Raw genomic sequence first — 13,402 nt, forward strand, 5'->3', positions numbered from 1 at the left:
GCTTTGACGGGAAACATGCGATCGGAACGAATGCATCGCGGGCGGTAAGGATGATTTAGGCGTTGCCGGTGCAGGGTTTGATGACTGCCGGCGCGAATTCCACGGGTCGCGGCGGCGCCGAACCAGAGCCACGCCGCCATGACGACCACGCGCCGGCCTTCCATGCTGATCCTCGGGACGCGTGGCGTCCCGGCGGCGCACGGGGGTTTCGAGACCTTCGCCGAACGCCTCGCCCTGCACCTGGTCGAGCGCGGCTGGGACGTGGGCGTCTACTGCCAGCGCGACGTGAGCGCGGTGACGGAGCGGTTCTCCAGCACCTACTGGCGCGGCATCGAGCAGATCCATGTGGAGGTGGCCTCCACCGGCCCGGCCGGGACCCTCGACTTCGACGCCCATTGCGTGCGCGACGCCGCCGACCGCGACGGCGTCTGCCTGGTGCTCGGCTACAACGGGGCGGTGTTCCTGCCGTATCTGCGGCTGGCCGGCTCCAAGATCATGACCAACATGGACGGCATCGAGTGGCGGCGCCCGAAATGGAGCCGGGCCGTGAAGGCGTGGTTCTGGATCAACGAGTGGATCGCCGCCTGGTCGTCGCAGCGCCTGGTCGCCGACCATCCCGTCATCGCCGACCACATCGCCACCCGGCGCCCGCGCAAGGCCATCGCCACCATCCCCTACGGCGGGCAGGAGGTGCTCGGCGCCCCCCTCGCCCCGGTGGAGGCCCTGGGCCTGACGCCGGGCCGCTACCTGATCTCGGTGGCGCGCATCGAGCCCGACAACAGCATCCTGCCCATCGTCGAGACGTTTTCGCGGCGCCCGCGCGGCATGACGCTCGCGGTGCTCGGCCGCCTCGACGACGCCAACCCCTATCACCGGGCGGTGCGCGCGGCGGCGGGCGGGGAGGTGCTGTTCCCCGGCCCGATCTACGACCCGCCGTCGCTGCAGGCCCTGCGGTTCCACGCCCGCGCCTACGTGCACGGGCACACGGTGGGAGGCACCAACCCCTCGCTGGTTGAATCCCTGTGGGCGGGCAACCCGGTGATCGCCCACGCCAACGCCTACAACGCCTGGACGGCGGGGCCCGAGCAGCTGTTCTTCTCGGATGCCGACGAACTCGACGCGGCCATCGCCACGGCGCTCGGCGACGACGCCTGGGTCGCCCGGGCCGGTGCGGCCGCCCGCGTGCGAGCCTCGCGGGATTTCGCCTGGAGCGACATCCTCAAGGCCTACGAGCAGGAGCTGCTCGTGCTCGGCGGCTACGCCGCCGCCCCGGCGCTGGCGCCGGTCATGGACGGCGCCCTCGGCCTGCCGGCGGAAGAGATGGTGCGGTGACCCCGGAGGGAACGCTCGGCCGCCGGGCGTTTGTCACGCAGGGGCTGGCGGCTGGGCTTTCGGCGGCGGGGTTTGCCGCCCTGCCATCCGACGCTTTGGCGCAGGCCCGGATGCCGAGGCTGCGGCGGGGCATCAACGTCTGGCCGTGGTTCTCCCTCACCAAGGAATATCCCGCCCCGCGCACCGACTACGCCTGGCCGCCCTACCAGGACCAGCGCCCGGTGCCGCGTGCCGCCGACCTGCGCAGGCTGCGCACGGCGGGGTTCGACTTCCTGCGGATCCCGGTGGACCCCGGCCCGTTCCTGGCCTTCGGCCAGCCGCAGCGGGGTGCCCTCCTCGGGCTGCTCACGGACGCGGTGACGCGAAGCCTCGACGCCGACCTCTCGGTGGTGGTCAACCTGCAGATCAACGAGGCGACCCACCATTTCACCTCATCCCGCCTGATCGCCGGCACGCAGGCCCCCGATTTTGCCGGCTACGGGGCGCTGGTCGGCGAGGTCGCCGGAGCCCTGGCGCGCATCGGGGGCGGGCGGGTGGCGCTGGAACCGGTCAACGAGCCGCCGCAGGGCTGCGGTTCGGCCGCATGGGACGGCGTGCAGCTCGCCCTGCTGCGCCGGGCCCGCGCGGCCGCGCCCGGCCTGCCCCTGGTTGCCACCGGCGCCTGCGGCGGCATGATCCCCGGCCTTGAAGCGCTCGATCCCGCCCCGATCCTGGCGCTGGCACCGGTGTTCTTCACGTTTCACTATTACGAGCCCTACTTGTTCAGCCACCAGGGCGCGCCCTGGATGCGCGAGCCGGTCTACCGGGCGCTCAACGCGGTGCCGTGGCCGGCCTCGGCCGGGTCCCTCGAGGCGACCCTGGCGGCGGTGCGCCGGCGCATGGCCGCCGACACCGTGCTGTCGGCGACGGCCAAGGCCAACGCCTACGCCGAGACCGAGCGGGTGCTGACCCAGTATTTCGACGCCCGGCCCGACCGGCCGTTCGTGGACCACGCGATGGCGCGGGTGAGCGCCTACGCCCGCCGCCACGCCATCCCGCCCGAGCACATCGTCCTCGGCGAATTCGGTGCCCTGCGCTCGGACGCCCGCTACGTCGCCGCCCCCGCCCCGGACCGCGCCCGCTACATCCGCGACGTGCGGACGAGCGCGGAGGCCGCCGGCTTCCCCTGGGCGTTCTGGAACCTGTTCGACGGCATGGGCCTCATCGACGACACCACGCGGGTGTTCGACCGCGCCATCGCGGATGCGCTCGGGGTCGGCGCGCCGGATTAACGCCGCCGTGCCGGAACGACCCGATCCCCCGGCGGCAGCGGCCGGAACATCACCAGCATCAAAACCGCGAACTTCATCATCAGCGTGGTCTTGCCCGCGATGCTCTCGGAGGTGTTGAGGAGCAGCGCGAACACGATCACCGGCAGGGCGGTGCCGGGCCGGCAGCGGCGGATCACCTCGGTCATGAACAGGACCACGGCGATGGTGAGCAGGGCCGTCATGAACACGCCCTGGTAGAGCACCATGCGGATGATCGGGTTCTCGATGCCCCATTCGAGGCCGCTGATGCGGCGCAAGCTATCGACGAGCGCCGTGTCGGGGCCGAACATCAGGTCGCGCAGGGGGATGCGGCCGAACAGTTCGAACATCTCGACGCGGGCGTTGGCGCTGCCGCCGTCCGAGACGAAGCGCTGCAGCAGCTTGTCGAAGAAGCCGCCCACCGCCAGGCCCACCACCGCCACCGGCGCCACGGCGAGGACGACGAGGAAGATGCCGGCGCCCAGGAGCGGCACCCTCCCCGAGCGCAGCACGCGAAGGCCCTGCACGAGGGCGTAGGCGCCTCCGAAGACGAGGCAGGCGACGATGGCCGAGCGGCCGCCGAAGGTCACCAGCGCCACGAGCTGGAGCGCGATCATCGGCAGGCGCAGGGCGGCGGGGATCGCCGAGCCGCCGCCGGCCTGGAGCGCCATGAGATAGAGCCCGGTGACGGTGGCGTTCACCAGCGGGTGCCCCTGCAGCGCCGCCGAGCGGGTGTCGGTGGGAAACACCGCGCCGTCGAAGCGGTAGGGGAACACCAGGGTGCCGGTGAGGAATTCGGCGAGCCCCAGGAGGGCGTTGGCGAGCATGACGAGGTGGAGCGCCTGCTCCATCCGGCGCAGGCCCCGGCCGTCGAGATTGGCCATCACCGGCACCAGCAGGGCCGGGCCGACGTAGGTGTCGATGGAGCCGGCGAGCCCGCTCGCCCCGCGCAGGGCGATGTGGGCGGCCATCGACAGGGCGACCACCAGCAGGAACAGGCTGGCCGGACAGGCCTGGACCGAGCGCACCAGGAACCCGACCGGGTCGCCGTTGGTGAGGAGCGACCAGGCGAACAGCAGCACCGCGCAATAGGTCGCCGGGTGGATCTTGGCCGCGGCACTGCCCGAGAGGCCGTCGTAGTTCAGGCCCGCGTACCAGAGCATGCCGCCCGAGACGCCGAACAGCAGCACGGTGGTCAGCACCAGGGCCGCCACCGGCGCCGAGCGTCGCACGCTCACCGGCCGCGAGGCCTGGGCCGAAAAGACCGGCGCTTCGAAGGCGGGCGTCCGGTTCGGCCCGGCGGGGGACGCGGTGCGGCTGCGCATCGGCCCCTCAGGCGGCCCGCGAGACCAGGACGCCGGCCGAGATCGGGCGCCCGTTGAGGATGGCCGCCTCGGTGGCGTCGAGGAGGTCGCGCTGCGTGGTCACGCCGGCGTCGGCCACCAGCAGCACCGCGTCGGCCAAGACCATCAGCGGGGTCGCCTGCAGGCTCTCCACCAGGGCGCCGCCCTCCACCACCACGAGGTCGAAGCGCCGCCCGACCTCGTCGAGGAAGCGTTCCTTCGCGTCGAGGTCGGTGACCTCGCCGCGCTTCTGGCGGCCGAGCCCGAGGGTGCGGATGCCGCTGGCGGGCTGGGCACGGATCACCGTGTTGAGGCTGCGCTCGCCGCGCAGCACGTCGAGGAAGCCCGGCGAGGCGCCGCCCTCGCGCAGGTCCGTCTCGATGTAGAGCACGCGCAGGCCGCGGGTCTCGGCCACGGAGGCCAGGAGATGCGCGATCCGGCGGCGGGCGGTGTCGTCGCCCCGGCTCGAGGTGACGAAGACGCTGCCGATGGTCTCGCCGCCGCGGCCGCGCAGGGCGAGCATGCGCCCGAGCAGCAGGCTCACCGCATGGACCTCCGGCCCGCCGGCGCCGGCGGGTTTCGCGCTCCCCGCCCTGGCGGTGGTGGCCTTCAGCGGAACCACCCCGAGGACGGGGGCGTCGGCCAGGGCCTGCATCTGGTTGCGCGAGAGCACGGTGGGGCTGAGGTACTCGCGCACCACCGCGAGCCCGGTGCCGAGCCCGAGGCCCGCCGCCAGGGCGCCGAGCGCGAACACGCCGGGCAGCGGCCAGCTCTTCTCCTGGGGCGGGTTGGCCAGCGAGATGATGCGGGCGTTGGTGGAATCGATGCCGGCCTGGTCGCGGATCTCGCGGGCGCGGGTGAGGAACGCGGTGTAGACGGTGCGGCTCGCCTCGACGTCGCGCTCGAGCTCGCGCAGGCGGATCGAGGCCTGCGACGTGGTGTTGGTCTCGCCCTGGAGGCGTTTCAGGCTGGCGGACAGGGACTTCTCGTTGGCCAGCGCCCGCTCGTAATCGGCCCGGGCCGAGCGGGCGAGGCGCCCGAGCTCGCCGGAGATGAGGTTGCGCACCTCCTGCATCTGCGCGCCGATGGAGACGATCGAGGGATGGCGGCCGCCGAGCTGGGTCGAGAGGTCCGCCTGCCGCTCGGAGAGTTCGGCGAACTGCTGGCGTAGCCGGGCGATCACCGGGGATTGCAGCGCCTCCGCCGTGGCCTCGGCGCCGCCGCCGGCCCTGCGGATCTGCTCGATCTGCTCGATGCGGGCCTTGAGCTCCGAGGCCTTGCTCTGGGCCGCGCTGAGCTGGATGTTGATGTCGCTCAGCTGCTGCTCGGTGACGAGGCGGCCGTTGGAGCGCACGAGGTCGTTCTGCGCGCGGAAGGTCTCGGCCCGGTCCTCGGCCTGGCGCACCCGCTCGCGCTGCTCGTCGAGCCGGCTCGTGAGTTCGTCGGAGGCCCGCCGGGAGGCCTGCACCCGGGCGTCGGCGAGGTCGGCGAGATAGGCGCTCGCGATGGCGTTGGCCAGGCGCGCGGCCTTGGCGGCGGATTTGGCCGTGATGATGATGTCGATCACGAACACCTTGTCGGCACGCTTGATGGCCAGGCGCTTCTTGAGGGCGCGCAGGGTGCGCTCGTTCAGGTCGGCCGGGCTCTCGGCGGCCGGCGTTTTGCCCACCAGCCCGGCCAGGGCGTCGGTGACGGCGGAGAAATCCCCCCGTCCCGCGAACTCGGGGTCGGCGGTGAGGTCGGTGGCGGCGATGGCGCGCCCGAGCACGCTGGCCGATTCGATCAGCCGGACCTGGCTCTCCACCTGCGTGATGCCGCCGTCGGGCGCCACCGAGACCGGATTGATGTCGTTGGTCATCACCGTGCGGTCGCGCGGGTCGATCAGGATCTGCGAGGTGGCGGTGTAGAGGGAGGGCGTGGTCAGCCCGTAGGCGAGGGCCACCGCCACAAGGACGAGGGGGGTCCACAGGATCCAGCCGCTGCGGCGCCGCAGGATGCGCCAGAGGTCGCCGATCTCGGCGGTGCGGTCGAGCTCGGGCCCGGCGAAGTTGACCGCCGGCCCGCCGGCCACCGCCATGGCCCGGCCCCGCGCCCCCATCGTGCTTTCGAACTGCGTCATGGCCTACCGGTCGCCTGTGACACGGCTCCGGCGCGGACGCTCCCGAGGGAGGAACCGCCGCCGGACCGAGGTCGCCAACCACCCGACGCTACGAGACGATTCACCAAGCCGAGGTTTCCGGCCGGCGCGGATCTGCCGACATGGTGAATGCGGCGCTAACGGCGGTTTTGCGCGGCGACCCGCCGAACCTTTGTGCGGCCGCGCCGGAAACTTGTGCGGCCGTTGGTTCGTGCCCGGACGAAGGTGCATTGACCACCGGCCCGCGAATGGGACATTCCAGCAGGGACCGAGCACGGGACGCGACGAGGGCAAGGCCGCCGCATGGAATTCTTCGCCCAGCAGCTCATCAACGGCCTGACGCTGGGGTCCATCTACGGCCTCATCGCCATCGGCTACACGATGGTCTTCGGCATCATCGGCATGGTCAACTTCGCCCACGGCGACGTCTTCATGCTCTCGGCCTTCGTCGCGCTGATCGTGTTCCTGGCGCTCACCACCTGGGTCGGCCTCGTCTCGGTGCCGCTGGTCTTCGTCATCGTGCTGGTCTGCGCCATGGCGGTCACCGCCCTGTGGGGCTGGGCGATCGAACGGGCCGCCTACCGCCCCTTGCGCGGCTCGTTCCGCCTCGCGCCGCTGATCTCGGCCATCGGCGTCTCGATCTTCCTGTCGAACTTCGTGCAGGTGGTGCAGGGCGCGCGCAACAAGCCGGTGCCGCCGCTCGTGCGCGACGTCGTGGTGCTCTACCAGCGCGACGACTACATGGTGACCCTGTCCTACAAGCAGATGCTGATCATGGTCACCACGGCGGTGCTGCTCGCCGGGTTCTGGTACCTCGTCCAGAAGACGCCGTTCGGCCGGGCCCAGCGCGCCTGCGAGCAGGACCGGCGCATGGCCGCGCTGCTGGGCATCAACGTCGACCGCACCATCTCGCTGACCTTCGTGCTCGGCGCGGCCCTGGCCGCCGTCGCCGGCACCCTCTACCTCCTCTACTACGGCGTGGTCTCGTTCTCGGACGGCTTCGTGCCCGGCGTGAAGGCCTTCACCGCGGCCGTGCTCGGCGGCATCGGCTCGCTGCCGGGCGCCGTCATCGGCGGGTTGATCATCGGCCTCATCGAGACGTTCTGGTCGGCCTATTTCTCGATCGAGTACAAGGACGTGGCCGCCTTCCTGATCCTGATCATCGTGCTGATCTTCAAGCCGTCGGGCATCCTCGGCCGGCCGGAAGTGGAGAAGGTCTGACGTGGCGCAAGCCTATCCTTCTCCCGCCTCCGCGCTCCCCGCCGGAGCGCCCCCCCGCCGGGACGCCTCGCCGTATCCGGAGATCCTCAAGGACTGCGCGCTGTTCGCCCTGGTGACCCTGGGGCTCTCGATCCCCATCGTCGCCATCCGCACCGACCTCGGCCAGGGCACCGGCCTCTTCCTCACCACCCGCTGGGGCGCCGTGGCGGTTTTGTGCGCGGCGGTGTTCGCCTTGCGCCTCGTGCAGCGCCTGATCCTGCTGCGGGTCGGGCGGCGCCGGACCGCGGCGCAGGCGCGCCAGGCCGCCAGCGGGCTCGCCGCCCCCGTGAGCCGGCTCGCCGCGATCCTGTCGCCCCTGACGCTGGGCCTCGCGCTGTTCCTGCCCGTCCTGGCGGTGGTCGGCGGCGGCGGCCTCAGCGAGGGCCGCTACTGGATCGATCTGGGCATCCTCATCCTCACCTACGTCATGCTCGGCTGGGGGCTGAACATCGTGGTCGGCCTCGCGGGCCTGCTCGACCTCGGCTACGTCGCCTTCTACGCGGTGGGGGCCTACACCTACGCCCTGTGCGCGACGGTGTTCGGCCTGTCGTTCTGGGTCTGCCTGCCGCTCGCCGGCCTGTTCGCGGCGGCCTTCGGCGTCCTGCTCGGCTTTCCGGTGCTGCGCCTGCGCGGCGACTACCTCGCCATCGTGACCCTGGCCTTCGGCGAGATCATCCGCCTCGTCCTCATCAACTGGGTCGACTTTTCCGGCGGGGCCGCGGGCCTGTCCTCGATCCCCCGCGCCAGCTTCTTCGGCATTCCCTTCACGGCCGGCGAAGGCGGGTTCGCCGCCACCTTCGGGCTCGACTTCAACCCGATGCACCGGGTCGTCTTCCTCTACTACCTGATCCTGGTGCTCGCGCTGATCACCAACCTCGTCACCCTGCGCATGCGCCGCCTGCCGCTGGGGCGCGCCTGGGAGGCCCTGCGCGAGGACGAGATCGCCTGCCGGTCGCTGGGCATCGACACCACCATGACCAAGCTCACCGCCTTCGCGCTGGGCGCGATGTTCGCGGGCTTCGCCGGCTCGTTCTTCGCCGTGCGCCAGGGCTTCGTCTCGCCTGAGAGCTTCAACTTCCTGGAGAGCGCGATCATCCTGGCCATCGTGGTGCTCGGCGGCATGGGCAGCCAGATCGGGGTCGCCATCGCCGCCATCGTCATGGTCGGGGCGCCCGAGATGCTGCGCAACCTCGGCTTCCTGAGCGCGGTGTTCGGCGAGGGTTTCGACCCCAACGAGTACCGCCTGCTCCTGTTCGGCCTCGCCATGGTGGCGATGATGGTGTTCCGCCCGCGCGGCCTCATCTCCGAGCGCGAGCCCTCGGTGCGCCTGAGCGAGCGGGCACGATGAGCAAGCTCGTCGATCCTATCCTCGTCGTCGACCACCTCACCATGCGCTTTGGCGGGCTGGTGGCGGTGGACGACCTCTCCTTCGCGGTCGGGCGCGGCGACATCACCGCGCTCATCGGTCCCAACGGGGCCGGCAAGACCACGGTCTTCAACTGCATCACCGGCTTCTACAAGCCGACCGAGGGCATGATCACCCTGCGCCGGGCCGACGGGTCGACCTACCTGCTCGAGCGCCTGCCCGGCCACGACGTCAACCGTCGCGCCGGGGTGGCGCGCACCTTCCAGAACATCCGCCTGTTCCCGCGCATGACCGTGCTCGAGAACCTGCTCGTGGCCATGCACAAGCCCCTGATGAAGGCCTCCGGCTTCAGCCTCGCGGGCATCCTCGGCTTTCCCGGCTACGCCCGCGCCGAGCGGGCCGGCATCGAGAAAGCGCGGGCCTGGCTCGAGCGCATCGATCTCGTCGAGCGTGCCGACGACGAGGCCGGCGACCTGCCCTACGGCGACCAGCGCCGCCTGGAGATCGCCCGCGCGATGTGCACCGACCCGGTGCTGCTCTGCCTCGACGAGCCGGCCGCCGGCCTCAACCCGCGCGAATCGGCCGACCTCAACACCCTGCTGCGCCTGATCCGCGACGAGCACGACACCTCGGTGCTCCTGATCGAGCACGACATGTCGGTGGTGATGCAGATCTCCGACCGGATCGTGGTGCTCGACTACGGCCTCAAGATCGCCGACGGCACCCCCGACCAGATCCGCACCGACACCCGCGTCATCGCCGCCTACCTCGGGGTCGACGACGAGGAGGTCGAGGCGGTGGAGGCCGAAGTCGGGCTCACGGGGACGCAGGCATGAAGAGCCCAGCATGAGCGTCGCCGGCATCAACGTCCTCGTGGAGGAAACCCGGGCCGCCCAGGCCAGGGCGGCGCTGCCGCTGCTGAGCGTGCGCGGAGTCTCGACCTACTACGGCAGCATCCGCGCCCTGAAGGGGGTCGACCTCGACGTCAACGAGGGCGAGATCGTCGCGCTCATCGGTGCCAACGGGGCCGGCAAGTCGACCCTGATGATGACGATCTTCGGCAGCCCGCAGGCGCGCGACGGCTCCATCACCTATGCCGGCCGCGACATCACCCGGCTGCCCACCCACGAGATCGCGCGCCTCAACATCGCGCAGTCGCCGGAAGGGCGGCGCATCTTCCCGCGCATGACCGTGCGCGAGAACCTGCAGATGGGGGCGGCCGTCAACGGCGGGCGCCATTTCGCGGAAGACCTGGAGAAGGTCTGCACCCTGTTCCCGCGCCTGGCCGAGCGGATCGACCAGCGCGGCGGCACCATGTCGGGCGGCGAGCAGCAGATGCTGGCCATCGCCCGCGCCCTGATGAGCCGGCCGCGCCTGCTGCTCCTCGACGAGCCCTCGCTCGGCCTCGCCCCCCTGGTGGTCAAGCAGATCTTCAACGCGGTGCGCGACCTCAACCGCACCGACGGGCTCACCGTCTTCATCGTCGAGCAGAACGCCTACCACGCTCTCAAGCTGGCGCACCGCGGCTACGTCATGGTCACGGGCACCATCACCATGAGCGGCACCGGCAAGGCGCTGCTGGACGATCCGCAGGTGAAGGCGGCCTATCTCGAAGGGGGCCAGCATTGACCGAGGACATCCCCCACGATCTGCCCACCCTCTGGGTGTTCGTCCTCGTCACCGTGATCTTAGGCGGCGGGGCGGCCTGGATGACGGGGGCCGGCATCGCGCGCGGGTGGCGGCCGTTCTGGCAATGCCTGCTGGCGCTGCTGCTCGTGGCGGCGGTCGCGCGCTTCCTGCACTACGCGCTGTTCGAGCAGCCGCTGCTCTCAGGGATGGGCTTTGCCCTCGACGCCATCGTCATCCTCGCGATCGGGGCGGCGAGCTATCGTGCCACGCGCACGCGGCAGATGACGACGCAGTACCGCTGGCTCTACGAACGGACGGGTCCGCTGACTTGGCGGGTCCGCTGATCTGACGCCCGCGCACAACTTCGCTTTCACGCGGCCGGCGGGTGAGCCCGACCGGCCCAGAGGGGAAACACCGATGAGAACATTGCTCCGCACCGGCGTCGCACTCGGCCTCCTGATGTCGGCGACCCATGCCATGGCCGACATCAAGATCGGCATCGTCGCGCCGATCACCGGCCCCAACGCGGCCTTCGGCGCCCAGATCAAGAACGGCGCCACCCAGGCGGTGGAGGACATCAACAAGGCCGGCGGCATCAACGGCGAGAAGATCGTATTGTCGGTGGGCGACGACGCCTCCGACCCCAAGCAGGGCGTCTCGGTGGCCAACAAGTTCGCCTCGGAGGGCGTGAAGGCCGTGGTCGGCGCCTTCAACTCCGGCGTCTCGATCCCGACCTCCGACGCGCTGCAGGAGGCGGGCATCGTCCAGATCAGCCCCGCGTCCACCGCGATCAAGTTCACCGAGCGCGGCAACTGGAACACCTTCCGCACCTGCGGCCGCGACGACCAGCAGGGCGGCGTCGCCGGCGCCTACCTGGCGGACAAGTTCAAGGGCAAGAAGATCGCCATCGTCCACGACAAGAGCCCCTACGGGAAGGGCCTGGCCGACGAGACCCTGAAGGCGCTCAAGGCCAAGGGCGGCTCCAACGTGATCTACGAGGGCATCAACCCGGGCGAGAAGGACTTCTCGGCCCTCGTGTCGAAGCTCAAGCAGGCGCAGGTCGACGTGGTCTACTACGGCGGCCTGCACACGGAGGCCGGCCTCATCATCCGCCAGATGCGCGACCAGAGCCTGAACGCCCCGCTCATGGGCGGCGACGGCATCACCGACCGGGAGTTCGTGCAGATCGCCGGCCCGGGCGCGGAGGGCACCTACATGACCTTCTCGCCCGACGCCCGCAAGAACCCCAAGGCCAAGGCCATCGTCGACGCCTTCAAGGCGCGCAAGATCGATCCGGAAGCCTACACCCTCTATTCCTACGCCGCCGTGCAGATCCTCCAGGCGGCGATGACGGCCACCAAGTCTTCGGACGGCAAGAAGGTCGCCGACTACATGCACCAGGGCAAGCCGTTCGACACGGTGATCGGCGACATCTCCTTCGACAAGAAGGGCGACATCACCCGGCCCGACTACGTGATGTACGTCTGGAAGAAGGCCCCCGACGGCTCGATCAACTACGCCGGCAACGAGATCGAGTAGTCGATCGCCGGCGGCGCCCCCCTCCCCGCAAGGGGAAGGGGGGCGCCTTCAGGTGGGACGAGGCGGGGCGGTCGAATCGCCGATCGCCGCCATAACGCCTTGCGCCGCCCGCGCGCCTTCCTCGTAGGCGCCGCCGGCGGTGCCCCATTGCAGGCGCGAGAGCGCTTCGCCGGCAAACCAGATCTTGTCCCCCACCGGTTCGGCGAGGGTGGCCCGGGCGCCGGCATGGCCCGGCGGCACCACCGCCCAGGAGCCGCGCGACCAAGGGTCGTGGCGCCACTCGCTCACAGCGGGGATCGCGAGGTCGTGGATGGAGCGGTGCCCGACGTGCTCGGCGAGCACGCTGCGGACGTAGCGGCGCACCCCGTCCGGCCCGCTCCCCGCCGCGTCGAGTTCGGCGGCGGCATGGACGTCGAGTTCGAAGAAGTGGAACGGCGTGCCGTCGATGCGGGTGAGGAGACCGGGGGGTTTGCGCCGCCCGCCGACCACGCTCGCCAGCCGGTCCGCCCCCCGGAACGGGCAGGACGGCCAGTGCAGCACCGCATGCTCGTAGATGCCGGTGGAGAACCCGTCGATGGCCGCGCGATGGGCCGGCGGCAGGGCCGGGGCGAACAGGGCGCCGCCGCGCAGGACCATCATCGGCACGGTGACGATCGCCGCCCTGGCCCGCAGGGTCTCTCCGCCGGCGGTGGCGATCGCCACCCCCTCCCCGCTCCAGTCGATCCCGGTGACGGCGGTGCCGAGCGCGATCGGCAGCCCCTGCGCGAGGCGGGCGAGATAGCCGCCGAAGCCGCCGGCGATGAAGCGGTTGTCGCCATATTCCATGCTGGGAAAGTCGTGCAGGGACACCTCGCTCAGGGGCTGGCCCGAGACGAGACCGTGGACGAGCGTCACCCGCTCGCCCCACGGCCCGAGGCCGGGGGGCAGCACGCTCGCGGCCGGCCGGTCGGGTCCGGGGCGGGCGGCCCCCTCGGTCATCGCCCGGTCGGCCAGGGCGAAGGCGCGACCGAGCGCGCGCTCCTCGTCGCGCCGCGCCCGGCGGCGCCCGACCCAGAGGTGGCTCTCCTGGGCCGCCACCCGCAACGGCTCGCCCCGCGCCTGCCCGAGGCGCACCAGCGGGTTGATCGGCCCGGCATGGAGCCAGTGGCCGCCCAGATCGACCGGGTGGCCGCGCAGCCGGGTCGTCACCAGCCGGCCCCCGACCCGGTCGCGCGCCTCCAGCACCGCCACCGCGACGCCTCGTTCCGTCAGGGCCCGCGCGGCGGCGATGCCGGCCGCCCCCGCCCCGACCACCACCACCTCGGAGTCCGGCGGCAGGGCGGAGAGGCGCGGGGACACGCTCGGCCGGAAGTGGGCATGGGCGGGGCGCGCGGAACGGATTGGGATCATGAAACACCCTGGACGGGACGAGGAGCCGGCCGGGGTCCTCCAGCGCATGGGGAGGACGGGCGGGCCGCGGCCTTGCCCCGGCGCCGGGGCGAGGCCAGATGCTGGGCGCAGGCGGACG

The 13,402-nt window shown here is 71.4% G+C and carries 11 protein-coding genes; 8 read left to right on the plus strand and 3 right to left on the minus strand.

What is annotated here, in order from left to right; genetic code table 11:
• Positions 1–138: 138 nt before the first annotated feature.
• Entirely contained in the window at positions 139–1,332 is a 1,194-nt protein-coding gene (locus ASG40_RS03410; protein WP_055880422.1) for a DUF1972 domain-containing protein, read from the plus strand.
• The gene (locus tag ASG40_RS03415; RefSeq protein WP_055880425.1) at positions 1,329–2,603 is read left to right on the plus strand and encodes a glycoside hydrolase family 5 protein; all 1,275 of its coding nucleotides are present in this window, start codon (positions 1,329–1,331) and stop codon (positions 2,601–2,603) included. Before ASG40_RS03410 ends, ASG40_RS03415 begins: the two co-directional genes overlap by 4 nt.
• On the opposite strand, the gene ASG40_RS03420 is transcribed toward ASG40_RS03415, so the two are convergent.
• Entirely contained in the window at positions 2,600–3,946 is a 1,347-nt protein-coding gene (locus tag ASG40_RS03420) for a VpsF family polysaccharide biosynthesis protein (protein WP_082523865.1), read from the minus strand. The two genes, ASG40_RS03415 and ASG40_RS03420, sit on opposite strands and share 4 nt — an antisense overlap.
• Before the next feature lie 7 nt (positions 3,947–3,953).
• Positions 3,954–6,083, minus strand: a complete 2,130-nt coding sequence (locus ASG40_RS03425; RefSeq protein WP_055880429.1) for a GumC family protein — start codon at positions 6,081–6,083, stop codon at positions 3,954–3,956.
• 321 nt (positions 6,084–6,404) lie between these two features.
• On the opposite strand from ASG40_RS03425, the gene ASG40_RS03430 reads away from it, so the two are divergent.
• The 6 genes from ASG40_RS03430 (at position 6,405) to ASG40_RS03455 (ending at position 11,895) form a co-directional block, all read left to right on the plus strand.
• Positions 6,405–7,322 (plus strand): branched-chain amino acid ABC transporter permease, encoded by a 918-nt coding sequence (locus tag ASG40_RS03430; protein WP_055880433.1) that lies wholly within the window; start codon positions 6,405–6,407, stop codon positions 7,320–7,322.
• 1 nt (position 7,323) lies between these two features.
• Positions 7,324–8,709, plus strand: a complete 1,386-nt coding sequence (livM, locus tag ASG40_RS03435) for a high-affinity branched-chain amino acid ABC transporter permease LivM (RefSeq protein ID WP_055880436.1) — start codon at positions 7,324–7,326, stop codon at positions 8,707–8,709.
• The gene (locus ASG40_RS03440) at positions 8,706–9,563 is read left to right on the plus strand and encodes an ABC transporter ATP-binding protein (protein WP_055880439.1); all 858 of its coding nucleotides are present in this window, start codon (positions 8,706–8,708) and stop codon (positions 9,561–9,563) included. Before livM ends, ASG40_RS03440 begins: the two co-directional genes overlap by 4 nt.
• Positions 9,564–9,573: 10 nt before the next feature.
• Entirely contained in the window at positions 9,574–10,356 is a 783-nt protein-coding gene (locus tag ASG40_RS03445) for an ABC transporter ATP-binding protein (RefSeq protein ID WP_055880443.1), read from the plus strand.
• A complete protein-coding gene (locus ASG40_RS03450) occupies positions 10,353–10,700 on the plus strand; it encodes a DUF6867 family protein (protein ID WP_055880446.1) in 348 nt (115 codons plus the stop codon). The genes ASG40_RS03445 and ASG40_RS03450 overlap by 4 nt, the downstream gene beginning before the upstream one ends.
• Positions 10,701–10,773: 73 nt before the next feature.
• Positions 10,774–11,895 (plus strand): branched-chain amino acid ABC transporter substrate-binding protein, encoded by a 1,122-nt coding sequence (locus ASG40_RS03455; RefSeq protein WP_156387532.1) that lies wholly within the window; start codon positions 10,774–10,776, stop codon positions 11,893–11,895.
• Between the two features lie 48 nt (positions 11,896–11,943).
• On the opposite strand, the gene ASG40_RS03460 is transcribed toward ASG40_RS03455, so the two are convergent.
• Positions 11,944–13,284, minus strand: a complete 1,341-nt coding sequence (locus ASG40_RS03460) for a flavin monoamine oxidase family protein (RefSeq protein WP_200944188.1) — start codon at positions 13,282–13,284, stop codon at positions 11,944–11,946.
• Positions 13,285–13,402: the final 118 nt, after the last annotated feature.

It is taken from the genome of Methylobacterium sp. Leaf399 (genome assembly GCF_001424525.1).
In the GTDB taxonomy this organism is placed as follows: Bacteria; Pseudomonadota; Alphaproteobacteria; order Rhizobiales; family Beijerinckiaceae; genus Methylobacterium.

What these genes read in the sequence shown, in the direction of transcription:
- ASG40_RS03460 (WP_200944188.1), bottom strand. Translation starts at nt 13,284, where the DNA reads ATGATCCCAATCCGTTCCGCGCGCCCCGCCCATGCCCACTTCCGGCCG.
- ASG40_RS03410 (WP_055880422.1), top strand. Translation starts at nt 139, where the DNA reads ATGACGACCACGCGCCGGCCTTCCATGCTGATCCTCGGGACGCGTGGC.
- ASG40_RS03440 (WP_055880439.1), top strand. Translation starts at nt 8,706, where the DNA reads ATGAGCAAGCTCGTCGATCCTATCCTCGTCGTCGACCACCTCACCATG.
- ASG40_RS03445 (WP_055880443.1), top strand. Translation starts at nt 9,574, where the DNA reads ATGAGCGTCGCCGGCATCAACGTCCTCGTGGAGGAAACCCGGGCCGCC.
- ASG40_RS03455 (WP_156387532.1), top strand. Translation starts at nt 10,774, where the DNA reads ATGAGAACATTGCTCCGCACCGGCGTCGCACTCGGCCTCCTGATGTCG.
- ASG40_RS03430 (WP_055880433.1), top strand. Translation starts at nt 6,405, where the DNA reads ATGGAATTCTTCGCCCAGCAGCTCATCAACGGCCTGACGCTGGGGTCC.
- ASG40_RS03425 (WP_055880429.1), bottom strand. Translation starts at nt 6,083, where the DNA reads ATGACGCAGTTCGAAAGCACGATGGGGGCGCGGGGCCGGGCCATGGCG.
- ASG40_RS03420 (WP_082523865.1), bottom strand. Translation starts at nt 3,946, where the DNA reads ATGCGCAGCCGCACCGCGTCCCCCGCCGGGCCGAACCGGACGCCCGCC.